Raw genomic sequence first — 14,855 nt, 5'->3', positions numbered from 1 at the left:
CAATGTGCCCACGTAGGAAGAATTGCGGTAGCCTGTGAGGACGCCCGGAGGCTCTCGATGACCGCGCCGAAGGTCGGCGCCGACCCGCTCGCCGAAGCGCAGCGCCGTCTGCTCGATGCGCTGCCGGAGCGCGTGCTCGTGTGTCGCCTCGACGGTCGTGTCGCGTGGGCGAGCTCGCTCGCGCTCTCGCTCCTCGGGCGCTCCCCGGGGGAGCTCGAGGGCGTGGCGCTCACCGATCTCGTGGTCGCCGACGCGCGTCCGCCGGCGGGCGTCGCGCTGCTCGATCAGTTGCTCTCGCTGCCGCACGGCGAGGGCATCGCCGCGTCCGCGGTGCATCGATCCGGCACGCAGCTGCGCGTCGATCTCTCGGCGAGCCGCGTGGGCGAGGGCACCGCGGTCGTGATGTTGCGCCCGCTGCCTGCGACGGATCTCGCGGCCGTCGTGTGCGCGCACGACGAGACCTACGAGCTGGTCTTCGAGGGCGCGCCGGTCGGCATCTTCCACTTCGACGCCGAGGGCGTGATCACCGCGTGCAACGACGCGTTCGTGCGCATCATCGGCTCGCCGCGACGCATCCTGATCGGGCTGCGCATGGAGACGCTGCCCGACGAGACGATGAAGCGCTCGATGCGCCAGGCGCTCTCCGGGCATCGCGCGCACTACGAGGGCGAGTATCGCTCGGCGACCGCGGGCAAGGTCACGTCGGTGAAGGTCGACTTCGCGCCGATCTTCGGCGACGGAGGGCGCGTCGTCGGAGGCGTGTGCATCGCGGAGGACGTGACCGAGCGGGTGCGCGCGCAGGAGGCGCTGCAGCGCTCGGCGGAGTCGTTCCGCATGCTCATCGAGAGCGCGCCCGACGCGATCGCCGTGCATCGCGGCGAGCGATTCATGCTGGTGAACGCGGCGCTCGTGCGGCTGCTCGGGTACGGCGATCGCGAGGAGGTGCTCGCGCTCCGCGTCGAGGACGTGCTGCACCCCGACGAGCTCGACGGCTATCGCCGCCGCGTGCCGATGATGCTGAACGACCGGCAGCAGCTCCCGATGCGCGAGCTCCGACTGCGCAAGAAGGACGGTGAGACGATCACCACCGAGGTCGCGACGATCCCGATCGAGTACGAGGGAGGCACCGCGATCCTCGCGTTCGCGCGCGACGTGACGCAGCGCAAGGCGCTCGAGGCGCGGCTCGCGCAGGCGGATCGCATGGCGACGGTGGGCACGCTCGCGGCCGGCGTCGCGCACGAGATCAACAACCCGCTCGCGTACGTGATGGCGAACCTCGATCTCATGGGGAAGCAGCTCTCGAAGCTGAGCGCCGAGAGCGAGCAGGATCTCGGCTTCTTCCGCGAGGCGCTCGGGCACTCGAAGGAAGGCTGCGAGCGCGTGCGCGTGATCGTGCGCGACCTCCGGATCTTCTCGCGCGCCGAGGAGGATCGGCGCGTGCCGCTCGACGTGAACGCGGTGATCGAGTCGGCGCTCAACATGGCGGGCAACGAGCTGCGCAACCGCGCGGACGTGGTGCGCGAGCTGCGGCCGCTGCCGCCGGTGCTCGGCGACGAGGCGCGGCTCGGTCAGGTCGTGCTGAACCTGCTGCTCAACGCGGCGCACGCGATCCCCGAGGGCACGCCGCGCGCGCACACGATCTCGGTGGCGACCGCGGATCGCGGCGAGTGGGTCGAGATCCGCATCAGCGACACCGGCGTCGGGATCCCGTGCGAGCTGCTCGGGCGGATCTTCGAGCCGTTCTGGACGACGAAGCCGGTCGGCGTGGGCACCGGCCTCGGGCTCTCGATCGTGCACGGGATCGTGCGTGCGCACGGCGGGAGCATCGACGTCGAGAGCGAGGTCGGGATGGGCTCCACGTTCCGCGTGCTGCTCCCCGCGTCGCGCCGCGCGAGCGAGCGCCCGCCGCGCCCGCAGGCCGCGCCGCCGCCCTCCGACGCGCCGGTGAGGGCCTCGCGCATCCTCGTGATCGACGACGAGACGCGCTTCGGTCGCGCGCTGCGCGCGTCGCTCGGCACCCACCACGACGTGCAGCTCGCGACGAGCGGGCGCGAGGGGCTCGGCATCCTGCTCGCGGGCGAGGAATTCGATCTCGTGGTGTGCGATCTGATGATGCCGGACGTGAGCGGCATGGGGATCTACGACGAGGTCCGGCGCGCACGCCCCGATCTCAGCGAGCGCTTCGTGTTCATGACCGGCGGTGCGTACACCGATCAGGCGCGCGCGTTCTTCGAGCACGTGACGGTGCCGCGCCTCGAGAAGCCGTTCGACGTCGCCGAGGTCGAGCGGCTGCTGCGACGGGTGCAGGCCGACGGGCGTTCTCGCCGCGAGTGATCAGCGCGCGGCGTCGAGCGCGCCGCGGACGACGCGCAGCAGATCGGGCTCGGAGAACGCCTTGTGGAGCGTGGGCGTGCCGGGCGCGACGTGCTCCGCGCTGCCGTGATCGCCGAGCATCACGAGCACGCGCGTGGGGCGCTCGGAGAGGGTGCGCGTGAGCGCTGCGTGCGGCGCCGCGAGGCGCGCGTCGACGAGCGCGAGCCCGATGGTGGAGTCGGCGAGCGCGGTGTGCGCGCTCTCGGCGCCATCTGCTTCCACTACGCGGTAGCCCGCGGCCTCGAGCACGTAGGCGAGCGCGCGCCGGACCTGTCCGTCGGGATCGGCGATCAGCACGGTCTCTCCGCCGCGGTGCACCTCTGCCCGCGGTGCGTCGGCATCGCGCGCGGCGCAGGGAAGGCGGAGCGTGACGGTGGTGCCGCGTCCGGGCGCGCTCTCGACCTCGACGCTCGCGCCGGCCTCGTCGGCGAAGCGCCGCACCGACGCGAGGCCGAGCCCGTTGCCGTGGCTCTTGGTGGTGAAGAACCGATCGAACGCGCGGGCCCTCACGTGCTCGCTCATGCCGATGCCGGTGTCGCGCACCTGCAGCGAGACGCATCCCGAGGTCGGCTCGGCGATGCTGTGGATCGTCAGACGACCGCCGTTCGGCATCGCGTCGCGCGCGTTCGCGACGAGGTTGAGCACGGCGTTCTCGAGCGCGGTGCGATCGAGGCGCACGGGCTCGAGGCCGGGCGCGAGCTCGAGCGCGACGTCGATGTCGTCGCCCGCGAGGCGCTCGACGAACGGGCGCAGCTCGGCGATCACGCGGCTCACGTCGACCGGTGCCCAGCGCGCGCGGCCGGGGCGCGCGAACGCGAGCACGTCGCGCGCGATCACCGACGCGCGATGCGCCGCGCTCTCGATGTGCTGGGCGAGCGGGGCCCACGCGGTGCCGTCGAGGTGGCGCGCGAGGTGTCCGCTGAGGAGCAGCACCGGCGTCAGCAGGTTGTTCACGTCGTGCACGACGCTCGTCGCGATCGCGCCGAGCGCCTCGACGCGGCGCAGCACGCGCAGCTCGTCGGTGGCCTCGCGCTCGACCGACACGTCGCGCGCGACGATCACCGCGTGCTGCTCGACGAGCGCGCCCTCGACGCGCAGGTGCGAGGTGCGCCCGTCGGCGAGCGGGCGTGCGAGCTCGGCGTACGCGCGACCGTCCTGGCGCAGCCTCGCGACCAGCGCGTGCACATCGGGCGACGCGCTCGCGCGATCGAAGAACGCCGCGAGCTCGGGCGGGGTCGCGTGGTTCGTCGAGACCACCGCACCCTCGCCGTCCAGGACCAGCACTGCGTCCGCGAGGTGCTCGACGACGAATCGAGAGAAGAGCCGGGCGCGCGCGTCGTCGTGCTCGTGGTGCATGCCGGGGATATGGCGTGGTGCCCGGGGATCGCGGCATCGGCCTCGGGCGCGTCGTCGGGTCGGATCTCGCGACGCGCGAGGTCGGACGGACGCACCGAGCGCGGGGCGTTCGTCCTACGCGGGCTCCCTCGTCGCGTGCTGGATCGCGAGCTCCAGCGCGCGCTCGAACTCGTGCGACTTGTCGAAGAAGTGGTCGGCGCCGCGCGCGAGGCACGCACGCCGGCGCGGCTCGCTCGCGTCGTTCGTCAGGACCACGAGCAGGCGTCGGGCGCCGAGGGCGCGGAGCGAGGAGAGCAGCGCGAGCCCGTCCTGCGCCGGCGTGTCGACGTCGACGATGATCGCGGCGACCGGGGCGCGTCCGAGGACGGCCGCGGCCTGATCGAGATCACCCGCCTCGTGCACGTGCGAGCCGTCGCCGCCCTTCAGCGAGAGCAGGTCGCGCAGACGGGCGCGGGTGCGCTCGCACGCGTCGACGATCAGCACGCTCATGGTTCGAGACGATGCACGCCTCACCGGGGCCGCCGAATCGGCGGAACACGCGATCGCACGTCGGACGCTCGGACGGGCGCTGTCGGTGTTCGTCCTACGAGACGATCCCGTGCCGGACCGCGTAGTGCGTGAGCTCGGCGTTGGTGCGCATGCCCATCTTGTGGAGGATGCGCGTGCGATGCGTGCTCACCGTCTTCACGCTGAGCGCGAGGTCCTTCGCGATCTCGGAGACGGTGCGGCCCGACGCGATCATCTTGAGGATCTCGAGCTCGCGATTCGACAAGCGCTCGTGCGGCTCGCCCGAGGTCTCGCCCGCGAGCAGCGACGCGAGCGTCTCCGCGAGCTCGGGGCTGACCCAGCGCCCGCCGCCCGCGACCTTGCGGATCGCCTCGATGAGCTTCTCGGGCGCGGCTTCTTTCGTCAGGAATCCGGCGGCGCCCGCGCGCAGCGCGCGGATCGCGTACTGCTGCTCGGAGTAGACGGTCAGGATCAGCACGCGCGCGTCGGGGCGCTCCTTCCGGATCTCGGGGAGCAGCTCGATGCCGTTGCCGCCCTGCAGGCTGATGTCGAGCAGGATCACGTCCCAGCGCTCGGCGCGCACCCGCTCGCGCACCTCGTGCACGCTCGCCGCCTCGCCCGCGACGAGGATGTCGTCGGTCTCCGAGAGCGCCTCGCGCAGGCCGCGACGCAGCACCGGATGATCGTCCGCGATGAGCACTTTGATCACGTCGCGCCTCCACGCATCGCAGGCCACGGCACGTCGACGACGAACGTGGTCCCGCCGCGCTCCGCGCGCGTGACCTTCACCTCGCCCCCGAGGCGGCGCGCGCGCTCGTGCACGCCGAGCAGGCCGAGCGAGCGCGGGTTCGTCGCAGCCTCGGTGGTGATGCCCTTGCCGTCGTCGTGCACCTCGAGGCGCAGTCGATCGCCGGCGTGCTCGAGCGAGACCTCGACGTGGCTCGCGCCCGCGTGGCGCACGACGTTGGTGAGCGCCTCCTGCAGCATGCGATAGAGCGCGGTGCCGAATTCCCGCGGGAGGCGCACGTCGCCGAGGTTCGTGCGGAACGAGCACGGGATCCCGATGTGCTCCTCGAAGTGCTGCGTCTTCCACTCCAGGGCGGCGACGAGGCCGAGCTCGTCGAGCACCCCGGGGCGCAGATCCGACGAGATGCGGCGGACGGTGTCGATGATCCCGTCGATCATCGTCGACATCGACGCGAGCCGTGCTCGCACCGGCTCGCTCGCGTCGTCGCTCGGGGTGCGACGCGCGACCCACGCGACGTCGATCTTCAGCGCGGTGAGCGCTTGTCCGAGCTCGTCGTGGATCTCTCGCGCGACCGCGGTGCGCTCCTGCTCCTGCACCGCCTCGACGTGGGCCGAGAGCGCGCGCATCCGGTCCTCGCGCTGCTCACGCTGGATCGCGATGCCCGCGAGGTGCGTGGCGCGCGCGATGAGATCGATCTCGTCGGGCGTGGGGAGGCGCGGCTCGCGGTAATAGAGCGCGAACGTGCCGGCGACGCGCCCGTCGCTCGCGGCGATCGGCATCGACCAGCACGCGCGCAGTCCGTAGGGGCGCAGCAGGTGACGCCAGTCGTCCCAGAGCGGGCTGGTCTCGACGTCCTCCACGAGCACCGGCTCGTTGCGGTACGCGGAGGTGCCGCACGAGCCGTGGGCGGGCCCGATCAGGGAGCCGTCGATCGCGCGCACCAGCGCCGCCGGGAGGTTCGGCGCGGCGCCGTGGCGCAGGTGCGTACCCTGCGCGTCGAGGAGCAGCACCGAGCCGAAGGTGCCGGGCGCGTGGCCCTCGATCGCGACCAGCAGCGTCGTGAGCACGTCGGCGAGCGGCGCGCCGGACGCGATCATCTCGAGGACGCGCTGCTCCGACGAGCGCATCGCCCGCGCGCGCGACTGTCGCGTCACGTCTTCGAAGGCGAGGCCGATGCTCTGCGAAGGGAGCGGGAACACGCGCACCATGAGCTCGTGCGAGGTCCCGTCGGGGCTCTCGTAGTCGATGCCCACCTCGCGCACGCGGCGCTCGCGCGCCACCTCGGCGATCGTCGCGCTGAGCTCGCTGTGCACCACGCGGGGGTACGCGACGGAGAGCGGCTGCCCGATCCGCGCCGCCATCGGTCCGCCCGCGATCATCTCGGCGTGAGGGTTGAACGCGACCAGGCGCGCCGACGCGACGTCGTCGGGGTCGTCGACGCGCCACACCGCGATCCCGATCTGGATGTTGTGGACGATGTCCGCGTAGAGCCGCGCCGCATCGTCGCGCCGGAGCTGGTCGGTGATGTCGCGACAGCTGCCGATCAGCGCGATCGGGCGGCCATCGGCGCCGGGGATCACCTCGCCGATCGTGTCGAGATCGCGGCGGCTGCCATCGGGACGGACGATGCGCTCGTGGTAGGTGAAGCGGCCTCCGCGGGCGATCGCGCGCTGCACCTCGTCCTGGATGCGCGCGCGATCCGAGGGCTCGAGGAACGAGAGGAACACCTCGAGCGTGATCGGGCGCGAGCGCGGGGCGAGCCCGTAGATGCGATACAGCTCGTCGGACCACGAGACGACGTTCGTCGCGAGATCCCACTCCCAGCTGCCGATGTGCGTGATCTCCTGCGCGACCGCGAGGTGGTGCTCGCGGTGGCGCTCCAGCCTCGCTTCGACGACGTCGTTCGACCCCACGCGATCCTCCGTCGAGGATCGAGATCTACCACGACGAGATCGCGTCCCGAGCGCCGTGGCTCACGATCGGATCACGACGCGAGCACGACGACGGGGCGCGTCGCGCGGCGCACGAGCTCCTCGAGCTTGGGCCCGAAGAACGCGCGCTCGTTCCCGGGGCGCAGCGCGACACCGAGGAGCACGAGATCGACGTCGGTGCGCTCGGCCTCCGCGACGATCGCGCGTTCGGTCGAGTCCGACTCGATGATCTGCGTGGTCACGTCCTCGGCGCCGAGCTTGTGCGCGATGTCCGCGAAGTGCTCGAGCGAGCGCTGCGCGGCCTGGCGGATCGTCTCGCCGTGCGTGCGCACGAGGAAGCGGTGTGCATCGGGCGACGCGACGACGTGCACGAGCTCGAGCGCGGCGCCCGAGCCCGCCGCGATGCCGCTCGCGAGCTCCACCGCGCGCCGGCTGTACTCGGTGCCGATCACCGGCACCACGATCCGCCGGATCGGCTCGCCCGCCGCGAGGCGATCGACCACCGCGCTGCCGCGCGCGGCATCGACCACGAGGACCGGCTTCTTCGCCTCGAGCACCTTGCGATCGATGCGCGGCCCGAAGAGGAAGCGGCTGATGCCCTTGCGCGGCGGCGGCGCGCCCATCGCGAGCAAGTCGGCGTCCTCCTCGACGCGCCGCGCGGTCTTCTCGTCCTGCGCGGTGCGCAGCTCGCCCTTCGGGTGCTTCGCGAGCGACTCCGCGTAGCGCACCGCCGCGCTCTGGCCGCCGGTGCGATCGACGATCGAGACCTCGAGCGGCGTGCGCACGCCGACGAGGCCGAGCAGGCGCGCCGCCAGCAGCGAGGCGGTGCCGTCGCCGGGCACCAGCACCGCGCGGCGGAGCCGGAGGAGGAAGCTCTCGGTCGCCATCTGCTCGCGCTCGAGGCGCGCGCGCTCGTCGGGCGTCATCTCCACGCGGCGCAGGCAGAAGCGCAGCAGCGGCGGCGCCATCATCGAGGTGACGATCGCGATCATCACGATGATCGAGTAGGTCTCGCGGCCGAGCACGCCGAGGCCGAGGCCGATCGTCGCGACGACGATCTCCATCGCGCCGCGCGCGTTCATGCCCGCGCCCATCGCGAGGCGCTCCCAGTGCGAGCGCCCACCGATCCACGCGCCGAGGTACGCACCGACGAGCTTGCCCACGCACGCGACCGCGAGGATCGCGACGCCCACGCCGAGCACGTCGGGCCGCATCAGCAGCGCGAGGTCGACCCGCAGGCCCGCCGACGCGAAGAAGATCGGCGCGACGAACCCGGTCGTGATCATCTCGATCGACGCGGTCACGTCCTCGCGCAGCCGGCGGCTCTGACCCGCGAGGATGCCGACGATGAACGTGCCGAGCACCGCTTCGATGCCCGCCGCGTGCGTGCCGGCGGCCGCGAGGAACGCCGCGACGAGGATCGCGGAGAGCTGCGCCGGCGCGCCGCCGAACGCGCGGTCGATGCCGCGGAGGTAGACGTCGAACACACGACGTCCCAGCGTGAGGCCGAGGCCGATCGTCACGATCGCGGTGAGCGCTGCCCCGCCTGCGTGCACGAGATCGAGCTCGCCGCGCGACGCGAGGCCGGCGACGACCGAGAGCAGGATCCAGCCGAGCGTGTCGTCGGCCATCCCGGCGGCGAGCATCAGCTGTCCGACGTCGCGACGTACCAGGCGCGTCTCGATGAGCACCTTCGCGATCACCGGCACCGCGGAGATGCTCATCGCGACCGCGAGGAAGAGCGCGAACACGAGCCGCTGATCGGCGCCGCCGATCATGTCGACCGGCACCAGCCACGCGACCGCGAAGCCGGTGGCGAACGGCACGATCACGCCGGTCGCGGAGACCGCGAGCGCCGTCTTTCCTTGGCGCCGCACGAGGCCGAGGTCGGTCTCCATGCCGGTCACGAGGATCAGGAAGAGCACGCCGATCCACGACACGACGGCGAGCAGATCGGCCTGCGCCTGGTCGTGCGGGAAGACCGCGCGGTGCGCGGCGGGCGCGAGCGCGCCGATGCCCGAAGGCCCGAGCAGCACGCCCGCAGCGAGCTCGCCGATCACCGCGGGTTGACCGAGCTTGCGCGCGAGCTCGCCGAGCAAGCGGGCCGCGGCGAGGAGGATGCCGAGCTGGACGAGAAGCACGAGAAGCGCGTGGTGCTCGAGCGAACGAAGGACCTCGGAGGTCTCCATGCGCAGCGTTGCTCAGCAACTCACGGGCCAAGAGCTCGACGTCGGGCGTGGGGGCCTCGTACGCTGCGCGGATGAGCGACGATCACGGAGACGAGGAGCGGGTCGAGCTCCTGCGCACGCACGAGCCGCTGCGCGCGGAGATGATCCGCGAGCTCCTCGAGAGCGAAGGCATCCCGGTGTCGACGCCGGGCCTCGAGCACCGCGCGATGGTCGGTGTGATGGGCAGCTACGTGGAGATCGTCGTGCAGGTGCCACGGCGAGATCGCGAGCGCGCGCAGGCGCTCTTGGACGCGCTCGAGGCGGCGCCGATCGACGGGCCCGATCTGCGCGACGAGGACGAGCCGCGCGAAGAGCGCGCCGTCGTGAGCTATCGCGACGCGGCGCGCGCGCCGTCGACCGTGGCAGGCAAGCGCCGGCGCGTCGCTGCGTTCGCGTCGATGGTGATCCCGGGCGGCGGGCACCTCTACGTCGCGCAGTGGCGCAGCGCGGGCATCGTCGCGCTCGTCGAGGTGCTCGCGCTGGTGCTCGCCGGCGCGGGCATGCCGTTCGCGATCTTCCTGCTGCCGCTCGCGGTGCTCGGCGACGTGCTCGGGGCGATCTGGCACTGCGAGCGACTCGCCGGGCGCGACGTCGTGCGATCGAAGCGGCGCTTCGCGCCGGAGATCGTCGCGGCGTTCACGGCGATCTGGGTCGCGCTGATGATGGGCCCCGGTGCGGCGTGGGTCGCGGGGCCGCGCACGACGTCGGTGTGCGAGGCGATGGCGGAGTGCGGAGACGTGGAGCTGCGCGAGTGCCTGTGGGCATCGGCCTCGAGCTTCAGCGAGCTCTACCTGCCGCCTTCGTGCGAGTCCTGCATCGACGAAGCGACGTGCGACGACCTCTACCAGTGCCGCACCTGTTTCGAGTGATCAGCGCGAGCGTCGCTGTGCCTCGCCCGTCATGGGCACGAAGAGCACGGGGAATCCGCGCGATCGCTCGTAGCCGTCCTCGGTGCGCGTGATGACGACGAGCTCTTGTGCATCGCGCTCGCCGACCGGGACCACGAGGCGTCCTCCGACGCGCAGCTGATCGAGCAGCGGCTGCGGCACCTCGGGCGGCGCCGCGGTGATCACGATCGCGTCGAACGGCGCCTCCTCGGGCCAGCCGCGATAGCCGTCGCCGATGCGCGCGTGCACGTCGTAGCCGAGGCGCTCGAGATCCTCGGCGGCTTGCCCACCGAGCGCCTCGACGATCTCGATCGTGTAGACGTCGGCGCCCATCGCGCTCAGCACCGCGGCCTGGTAGCCCGAGCCGGTCCCGACCTCGAGGATCTTGTCGCCGGGATCGACGTCGGCGAGCTGCGTCATCAGCGCGACGATGTAGGGCTGGCTGATCGTCTGCTCGTGCCCGATCGGCAGCGGCTGATCCCAGTACGCCATCGCGCGCAGATCGTCGGGCACGAGCTCGTGGCGCGGCACGCTGCGGATCGCGGCGAGCACGCGATCGTCGTGGATCCCGTCGCGCGCGAGGGCACGCGCGAGCTCCTCGCGCTCGTCGGCGTAGGCGCCCCCCGCGGTGTCCGCGCCGGTCGAGGTCGTGGGTGCATCGGCCTTCGCCGCGCGCGGCTCCGCCGGCTCGCGCGAGCATCCCGCGACGACGCAGGTCGCGAGCACGAAGCTCAGCATCGCTCTCATCGTCTCCTCCTCCTGGAGCGATCGGCGGCAAGAGCGAGACCAGAGTTGGCGCGCGCGGGTCCGCTCCTAGCTCGCGGTGATGACGCACGCGCGCGGTCGACGGATCACGACGCGCACCGCGACGATGCTCGTCATCGCGAGCACCATCGGCACCGGCGCGTTCACCACGACCGGCCTCCTGCTCGCGGATCTCGGAGGCGCGCTGCCGGTGATGATCGTGTGGGCGCTCGGTGGTGCGCTCGCGATGTGCGGCGCGCTCGCGTACGGCGAGCTCACGGCCGCGATGCCGGAGAACGGCGGCGAGTACGCGCTGCTCTCGCGCATCTATCATCCTGCGGTCGGCTTCGTGAGCGGATGGATCTCGCTGATCGTCGGCTTCTCCGCGCCGATGGCCGCGGCCGCGATCGCATTCGGCGCGTACCTCGAGCCGCTCCTGCCCGGCGTGTCCGGGAAGGTCTGGGCGATCGCGCTGATCCTCGTGTTCTCGGGCGTGCACGCGAGCGGCGCGCGCGGCGGAGCACGCCTGCAGGACGCGATCACCGCGCTCGAGCTCGGCCTCGTCGCGCTGCTCGCGATCGTCGGGCTCGCGCTCGGTGAGCCGTCACGCGTGCTCGAGCCCGGCACCACCTCGCTCGGTGCGCTCACGACGAGCGGCCAGCTCGCGGTCGGGCTCGTGTGGGTCAGCTTCAGCTACACCGGGTGGAACGCCGCGGCGTACGTCGCGGGCGAGGTGCGCGACCCGGGACGTGCGCTGCCGCGCGCGCTGCTCGGTGGCACCGCCGTGGTCACTTGCCTCTACGTCGCGCTCAACGCGGCGTTCCTCGCCAGCGCGCCGGCGCGCGTGCTCGCGGGCGAGGTCGACGTCGCGCAGGTCGCGGCGCGTCATCTGCTCGGGCCCGAGGTCGGCGTCGTCGTCGGTGCGGTGGTCGCGGTCGGGCTCGCGACGACCGTCGGTGCGATCGCGCTCACCGGTCCGCGTGTGTACGAGCGGATGGGGAGCGATCATCCGCGGCTCGCGTGGCTCACCACGTCGCGCGACGGGGCTCGCGGCCCGCTGCGCGCGAGCGTGCTGCAGACCTGCATCGCGCTCGCGCTCGCCGCGACCGCCACGTTCGACGCGCTGCTCACGTACATCGGGTTCACGCTCGCGCTCAGCTCCGCGCTCACGCTCGCGGGGGTGTTCGTGCTGCGCGCGCGCGCGCCCGAGATGCCGCGCCCCTATCGCGCGTGGGGCCATCCGTGGACCACCGGGGTCGCGATCGCGCTGAGCCTCTGGATGACGGTGCACACGCTCTGGCAGCGCCCGGTCGCCGCGCTCGTGGGGCTCGCGACGATCGTGATCGGCCTGTGGCTCTACGTGGCGCTCTCGGGACGCAGCGAGATCGGAGGTCGCGTCGCGCGCGCGGCGTAGTACACGATCGCGCGATGACGATCACGGTGCGGCTCGCGACGCGCGAGGACGAGGCGTTCCTCTGGGAGATGCTCACCCACGCAGCGTCGATGGACACACCGCTCGACGAGGCGATCGCGTCGGCGAAGATCGACCCGAACCTCGAGGGCTACGTGCGCGCGTGGGGCACACGCGACGGCGACGTCGGCGTGATCGCGTGCAGTGACTCCGGCACTGCGCTCGGCGCGGCGTGGCTGCGCGCCGGCAAGCCCGGGGTGCCCGGCGCGGTCGTCGAGGCCGGCATCGCGGAGCTCGCGATCGCGACGCGTCCCGACGCGCGCGGGCTCGGCCTCGGCACCCGGATGCTCGACGCGCTCTTCGCCGCGGCGCGCGCGCACCATCGCGAGATCGTCCTCTCGGTGCGCAGCACGAACCCCGCGATCCGGCTCTACGAGCGCGCGGGGTTCGTGGTGGAGCGCGAGATCGTCAATCGCGTGGGGACTCGCTCGTTCGCGATGCGACGCGCGATCTGATCATCCGCGCGCGATCGCGACGGTCCGGGCGCGCGTCGGGCCCGCGCGGCGCTCGACCTCGCGCCGCACCTCGTCGCGCATCCCGAGCGCGAACGCGATCTCGGCGACCAGGAAGAGCGGACCGACCGCGAGCCCGATCAGATCGTCGACGAACGCCGGCTTCTTGCCCTCGAACCCGTGCCCGACGAACTGCACCGCCCAGCCGCCCACGAAGAGCGCGACCGACACGCCGAGCCACACGCCGAACGACTGCGCCGCGATCACCGTGCCGCCCCACACCGCGAGCGCCATCAGCGCGCTCATCACGAGGCCGAAGCGGCGATCGAGCGAGAGGTAGAACCCGCAGGTCGCGATCGCGACCACGGTCGCCGCCGAGATCGACACCACACCGACGTCGATCGCAGCGCGCGCGAGCAGCGCGGCGACGCTGAGCACGATCACCGGGATCCCGGCGAAGTGCGTCACGATGTTGCGGCGGTCGCGGTGGTAGCTCGCGTAGGTCGAGAGGTGGTCACCCAACGTCCTCATGGTTTCCGTCCCTTTCGCCCCGGAAGATGCGCCCCGGTCGCGAGGGAGATTGTCGCGGGGGCGACGAAACGCGGACAATGGCGGGATGGACGCACGCGGCGCAGCGAAGTACGAGGCGCTCCTCCGAGCAGGGCGATGGTTCGCGAGCCTGCCCGAGGGCTTCCGTCGCGCGCTCATCGACGCGGCAGTGATCCGCAAGCTCGCCAAGGGCGAGTGGCTCTTCGCGCGCGGCGATCCGCCGAGCGGGCTCTTCGCGTGCGTCGAGGGCAGCGTGCGCATCACCGGGCACGTCGCGGGCGGCAAGGACGACGGCAAGGAAGTGCTGCTCGCGATGGTCGAGCCGCCGCTCTGGTTCGGCGAGCTCTCGGTGCTCGACGGACAGGCGCGCACCCACGACGCCATCGCCGACGACGCGTCGGTGCTGGTGCACGTGCCGCAGCCCGCGGTCGACGCGATCCTCGAGCGCGAGCCGCGCTACTGGCGCCCGCTCGGCGTGCTCGTGAGCGCGAAGCTGCGGGTGTTCTTCACGGTGATGGAGGACGCGGCGCACCCGCTCGCGATCCGCCTCGCGCGACGGCTCGTGCTCTCCGCCGAGCGCTACGGCGACTGGCACGATCGCAGCAGCCGCGTGGTCGAGCTGCGGCAGGATCAGCTCGCGACGATGCTCGCGACGTCGCGCCAGACCGTGAACCAGCTGCTCAAGGATCTCGAGGCGCGCGGCGTGGTGCGGCTCGCGTACGGCACGATCGAGATCGTCGATCTCGACGCGCTGCGCCGCGCTGCGACCCCGGGCTGATCAGCGCCGTCGCCGGAGGACGAGCGCGAGCGCCGCGAGCGCGACGAGCGCGAGCGGCGAGGCGCGGCGATGATCGACCGCCACCGCGCAGCCGCCGTGGATCGTGCCGCTCTCGGGCGGGGTCGGCTCCGGCGGAGGCACGGTGGGCGTGCCCGCGTCGAAGCGCTGCCCTGCATCGACGGGGGGCTCGACCGGCGGCGTGCCTGCGTCCTCTTCGACGACGGCGCCCGCGTCCTCTTCGACCGGCGGCACGCCGGCGTCGGGCATCACGCCGGACGTCGGCGGGATCACGCTCGGGTCGTAGGTCGCGCCCGCGGCGACCTGCACCATCGTGATGCGCATCGTCGTCGGGAAGAACTCCTCGGGGTCGGGGCGCAGGTGCGCGAAGCCGCCGCCGCTGTCCGAGTCCTTCATGACGAGGTGCATCTCGCGGATGCCCTGGGTCCAGTCGATCGAGCCGTTCTCCCACCAGTCGCGCATGCCGACGTCGACGTCGTAGACGCCTTCCTCGGTGTACGTGCCGGTGCCGGTGCAGCCGTAGCCCTGCCCGATCCCGCGGTTCGGGATGTAACAGAGCACCCACTGCGTGATCTCGCCGCCCGCCGGCTTGTAGATGACCTCGGTGCGGATGTGGACGGTGCCGTTCCGGTAGTCGATCGGCGAGGTCCAGTCGCGCGGCCGATCGGGGTTGAGGTCGGTGACGTAGTAGTGCGAGCGGCTCGGCTCGGACGTGTCCGCGTCTTCCTTCGTGAACGTGAACATCACGTCGATCAGCACGAACTGCTGTGCGTGAGCGACATCGGGCGCGAAGGTGAGCGCGAGGGCCAACGG

General features: G+C 72.3%; 13 protein-coding genes. 5 read left to right on the top strand and 8 right to left on the bottom strand.

Annotated elements, in window-relative coordinates; translation table 11 throughout:
* Positions 1-57: 57 nt before the first annotated feature.
* Positions 58-2,334 carry a PAS domain S-box protein gene (locus I5071_RS25725; protein WP_236515480.1) on the top strand — a complete coding sequence of 759 codons (2,277 nt, stop codon included), beginning with the start codon at positions 58-60 and terminating at the stop codon, positions 2,332-2,334.
* On the opposite strand, the gene I5071_RS25720 is transcribed toward I5071_RS25725, so the two are convergent.
* The 5 genes from I5071_RS25720 to I5071_RS25700 all read right to left on the bottom strand — a co-directional run bounded on the left by I5071_RS25720 (position 2,335) and on the right by I5071_RS25700 (position 9,104).
* A complete protein-coding gene (locus I5071_RS25720; RefSeq protein ID WP_236515479.1) occupies positions 2,335-3,729 on the bottom strand; it encodes an ATP-binding protein in 1,395 nt (464 codons plus the stop codon).
* Positions 3,730-3,843: 114 nt separating this feature from the next.
* A complete protein-coding gene (locus I5071_RS25715) occupies positions 3,844-4,218 on the bottom strand; it encodes a response regulator (protein WP_236515478.1) in 375 nt (124 codons plus the stop codon).
* Positions 4,219-4,312: 94 nt separating this feature from the next.
* Positions 4,313-4,945: a response regulator transcription factor gene (locus tag I5071_RS25710; protein WP_236515477.1), complete on the bottom strand. Its 633-nt coding sequence runs from the start codon at positions 4,943-4,945 to the stop codon at positions 4,313-4,315.
* Positions 4,942-6,897, bottom strand: coding sequence for a GAF domain-containing sensor histidine kinase (locus I5071_RS25705; protein WP_236515476.1), 1,956 nt, complete (start codon positions 6,895-6,897; stop codon positions 4,942-4,944). Before I5071_RS25705 ends, I5071_RS25710 begins: the two co-directional genes overlap by 4 nt.
* A 71-nt stretch (positions 6,898-6,968) precedes the next feature.
* Positions 6,969-9,104, bottom strand: coding sequence for a cation:proton antiporter (locus I5071_RS25700; RefSeq protein WP_236515475.1), 2,136 nt, complete (start codon positions 9,102-9,104; stop codon positions 6,969-6,971).
* A 71-nt stretch (positions 9,105-9,175) separates the two neighbouring features.
* On the opposite strand from I5071_RS25700, the gene I5071_RS25695 reads away from it, so the two are divergent.
* On the top strand, positions 9,176-10,012 hold the full coding sequence (locus I5071_RS25695) for a DUF2007 domain-containing protein (protein WP_236515474.1): 837 nt from the start codon (positions 9,176-9,178) through the stop codon (positions 10,010-10,012).
* Here I5071_RS25695 and I5071_RS25690 read toward each other — a convergent pair whose 3' ends face one another.
* Positions 10,013-10,777, bottom strand: a complete 765-nt coding sequence (locus tag I5071_RS25690; protein ID WP_236515473.1) for a protein-L-isoaspartate(D-aspartate) O-methyltransferase — start codon at positions 10,775-10,777, stop codon at positions 10,013-10,015.
* Positions 10,778-10,856: 79 nt separating this feature from the next.
* Here I5071_RS25690 and I5071_RS25685 point away from each other — a divergent pair, with 79 nt between their 5' ends.
* Together I5071_RS25685 and I5071_RS25680 are read left to right on the top strand one after the other, a co-directional pair.
* Complete coding sequence (locus I5071_RS25685; protein ID WP_236515472.1) at positions 10,857-12,188, top strand: APC family permease; 1,332 nt, start codon at positions 10,857-10,859, stop codon at positions 12,186-12,188.
* 14 nt (positions 12,189-12,202) lie between these two features.
* On the top strand, positions 12,203-12,700 hold the full coding sequence (locus tag I5071_RS25680; protein ID WP_236515471.1) for a GNAT family N-acetyltransferase: 498 nt from the start codon (positions 12,203-12,205) through the stop codon (positions 12,698-12,700).
* On the opposite strand, the gene I5071_RS25675 is transcribed toward I5071_RS25680, so the two are convergent.
* The gene (locus I5071_RS25675; RefSeq protein ID WP_236515470.1) at positions 12,701-13,228 is read right to left on the bottom strand and encodes a DUF962 domain-containing protein; all 528 of its coding nucleotides are present in this window, start codon (positions 13,226-13,228) and stop codon (positions 12,701-12,703) included.
* An 85-nt stretch (positions 13,229-13,313) separates the two neighbouring features.
* On the opposite strand from I5071_RS25675, the gene I5071_RS25670 reads away from it, so the two are divergent.
* A complete protein-coding gene (locus I5071_RS25670; protein WP_236515469.1) occupies positions 13,314-14,024 on the top strand; it encodes a Crp/Fnr family transcriptional regulator in 711 nt (236 codons plus the stop codon).
* Here the strand turns inward: I5071_RS25670 and I5071_RS25665 are convergent, their stop codons facing one another.
* Positions 14,025-14,852 (bottom strand): MYXO-CTERM sorting domain-containing protein, encoded by an 828-nt coding sequence (locus I5071_RS25665; RefSeq protein ID WP_236515468.1) that lies wholly within the window; start codon positions 14,850-14,852, stop codon positions 14,025-14,027. It lies immediately after the preceding gene.
* Positions 14,853-14,855: the final 3 nt, after the last annotated feature.

It is taken from the genome of Sandaracinus amylolyticus, from assembly GCF_021631985.1.
GTDB classification, from domain to species: Bacteria; Myxococcota_A; Polyangia; order Polyangiales; family Sandaracinaceae; genus Sandaracinus; species Sandaracinus amylolyticus_A.
This window is presented reverse-complemented; position numbering and strand designations above follow the sequence as displayed.

What these genes read in the sequence shown, in the direction of transcription:
- I5071_RS25725 (WP_236515480.1), top strand. Translation starts at nt 58, where the DNA reads ATGACCGCGCCGAAGGTCGGCGCCGACCCGCTCGCCGAAGCGCAGCGC.
- I5071_RS25720 (WP_236515479.1), bottom strand. Translation starts at nt 3,729, where the DNA reads ATGCACCACGAGCACGACGACGCGCGCGCCCGGCTCTTCTCTCGATTC.
- I5071_RS25715 (WP_236515478.1), bottom strand. Translation starts at nt 4,218, where the DNA reads ATGAGCGTGCTGATCGTCGACGCGTGCGAGCGCACCCGCGCCCGTCTG.
- I5071_RS25700 (WP_236515475.1), bottom strand. Translation starts at nt 9,104, where the DNA reads ATGGAGACCTCCGAGGTCCTTCGTTCGCTCGAGCACCACGCGCTTCTC.
- I5071_RS25695 (WP_236515474.1), top strand. Translation starts at nt 9,176, where the DNA reads ATGAGCGACGATCACGGAGACGAGGAGCGGGTCGAGCTCCTGCGCACG.
- I5071_RS25690 (WP_236515473.1), bottom strand. Translation starts at nt 10,777, where the DNA reads ATGAGAGCGATGCTGAGCTTCGTGCTCGCGACCTGCGTCGTCGCGGGA.
- I5071_RS25685 (WP_236515472.1), top strand. Translation starts at nt 10,857, where the DNA reads ATGACGCACGCGCGCGGTCGACGGATCACGACGCGCACCGCGACGATG.
- I5071_RS25680 (WP_236515471.1), top strand. Translation starts at nt 12,203, where the DNA reads ATGACGATCACGGTGCGGCTCGCGACGCGCGAGGACGAGGCGTTCCTC.
- I5071_RS25675 (WP_236515470.1), bottom strand. Translation starts at nt 13,228, where the DNA reads ATGAGGACGTTGGGTGACCACCTCTCGACCTACGCGAGCTACCACCGC.
- I5071_RS25670 (WP_236515469.1), top strand. Translation starts at nt 13,314, where the DNA reads ATGGACGCACGCGGCGCAGCGAAGTACGAGGCGCTCCTCCGAGCAGGG.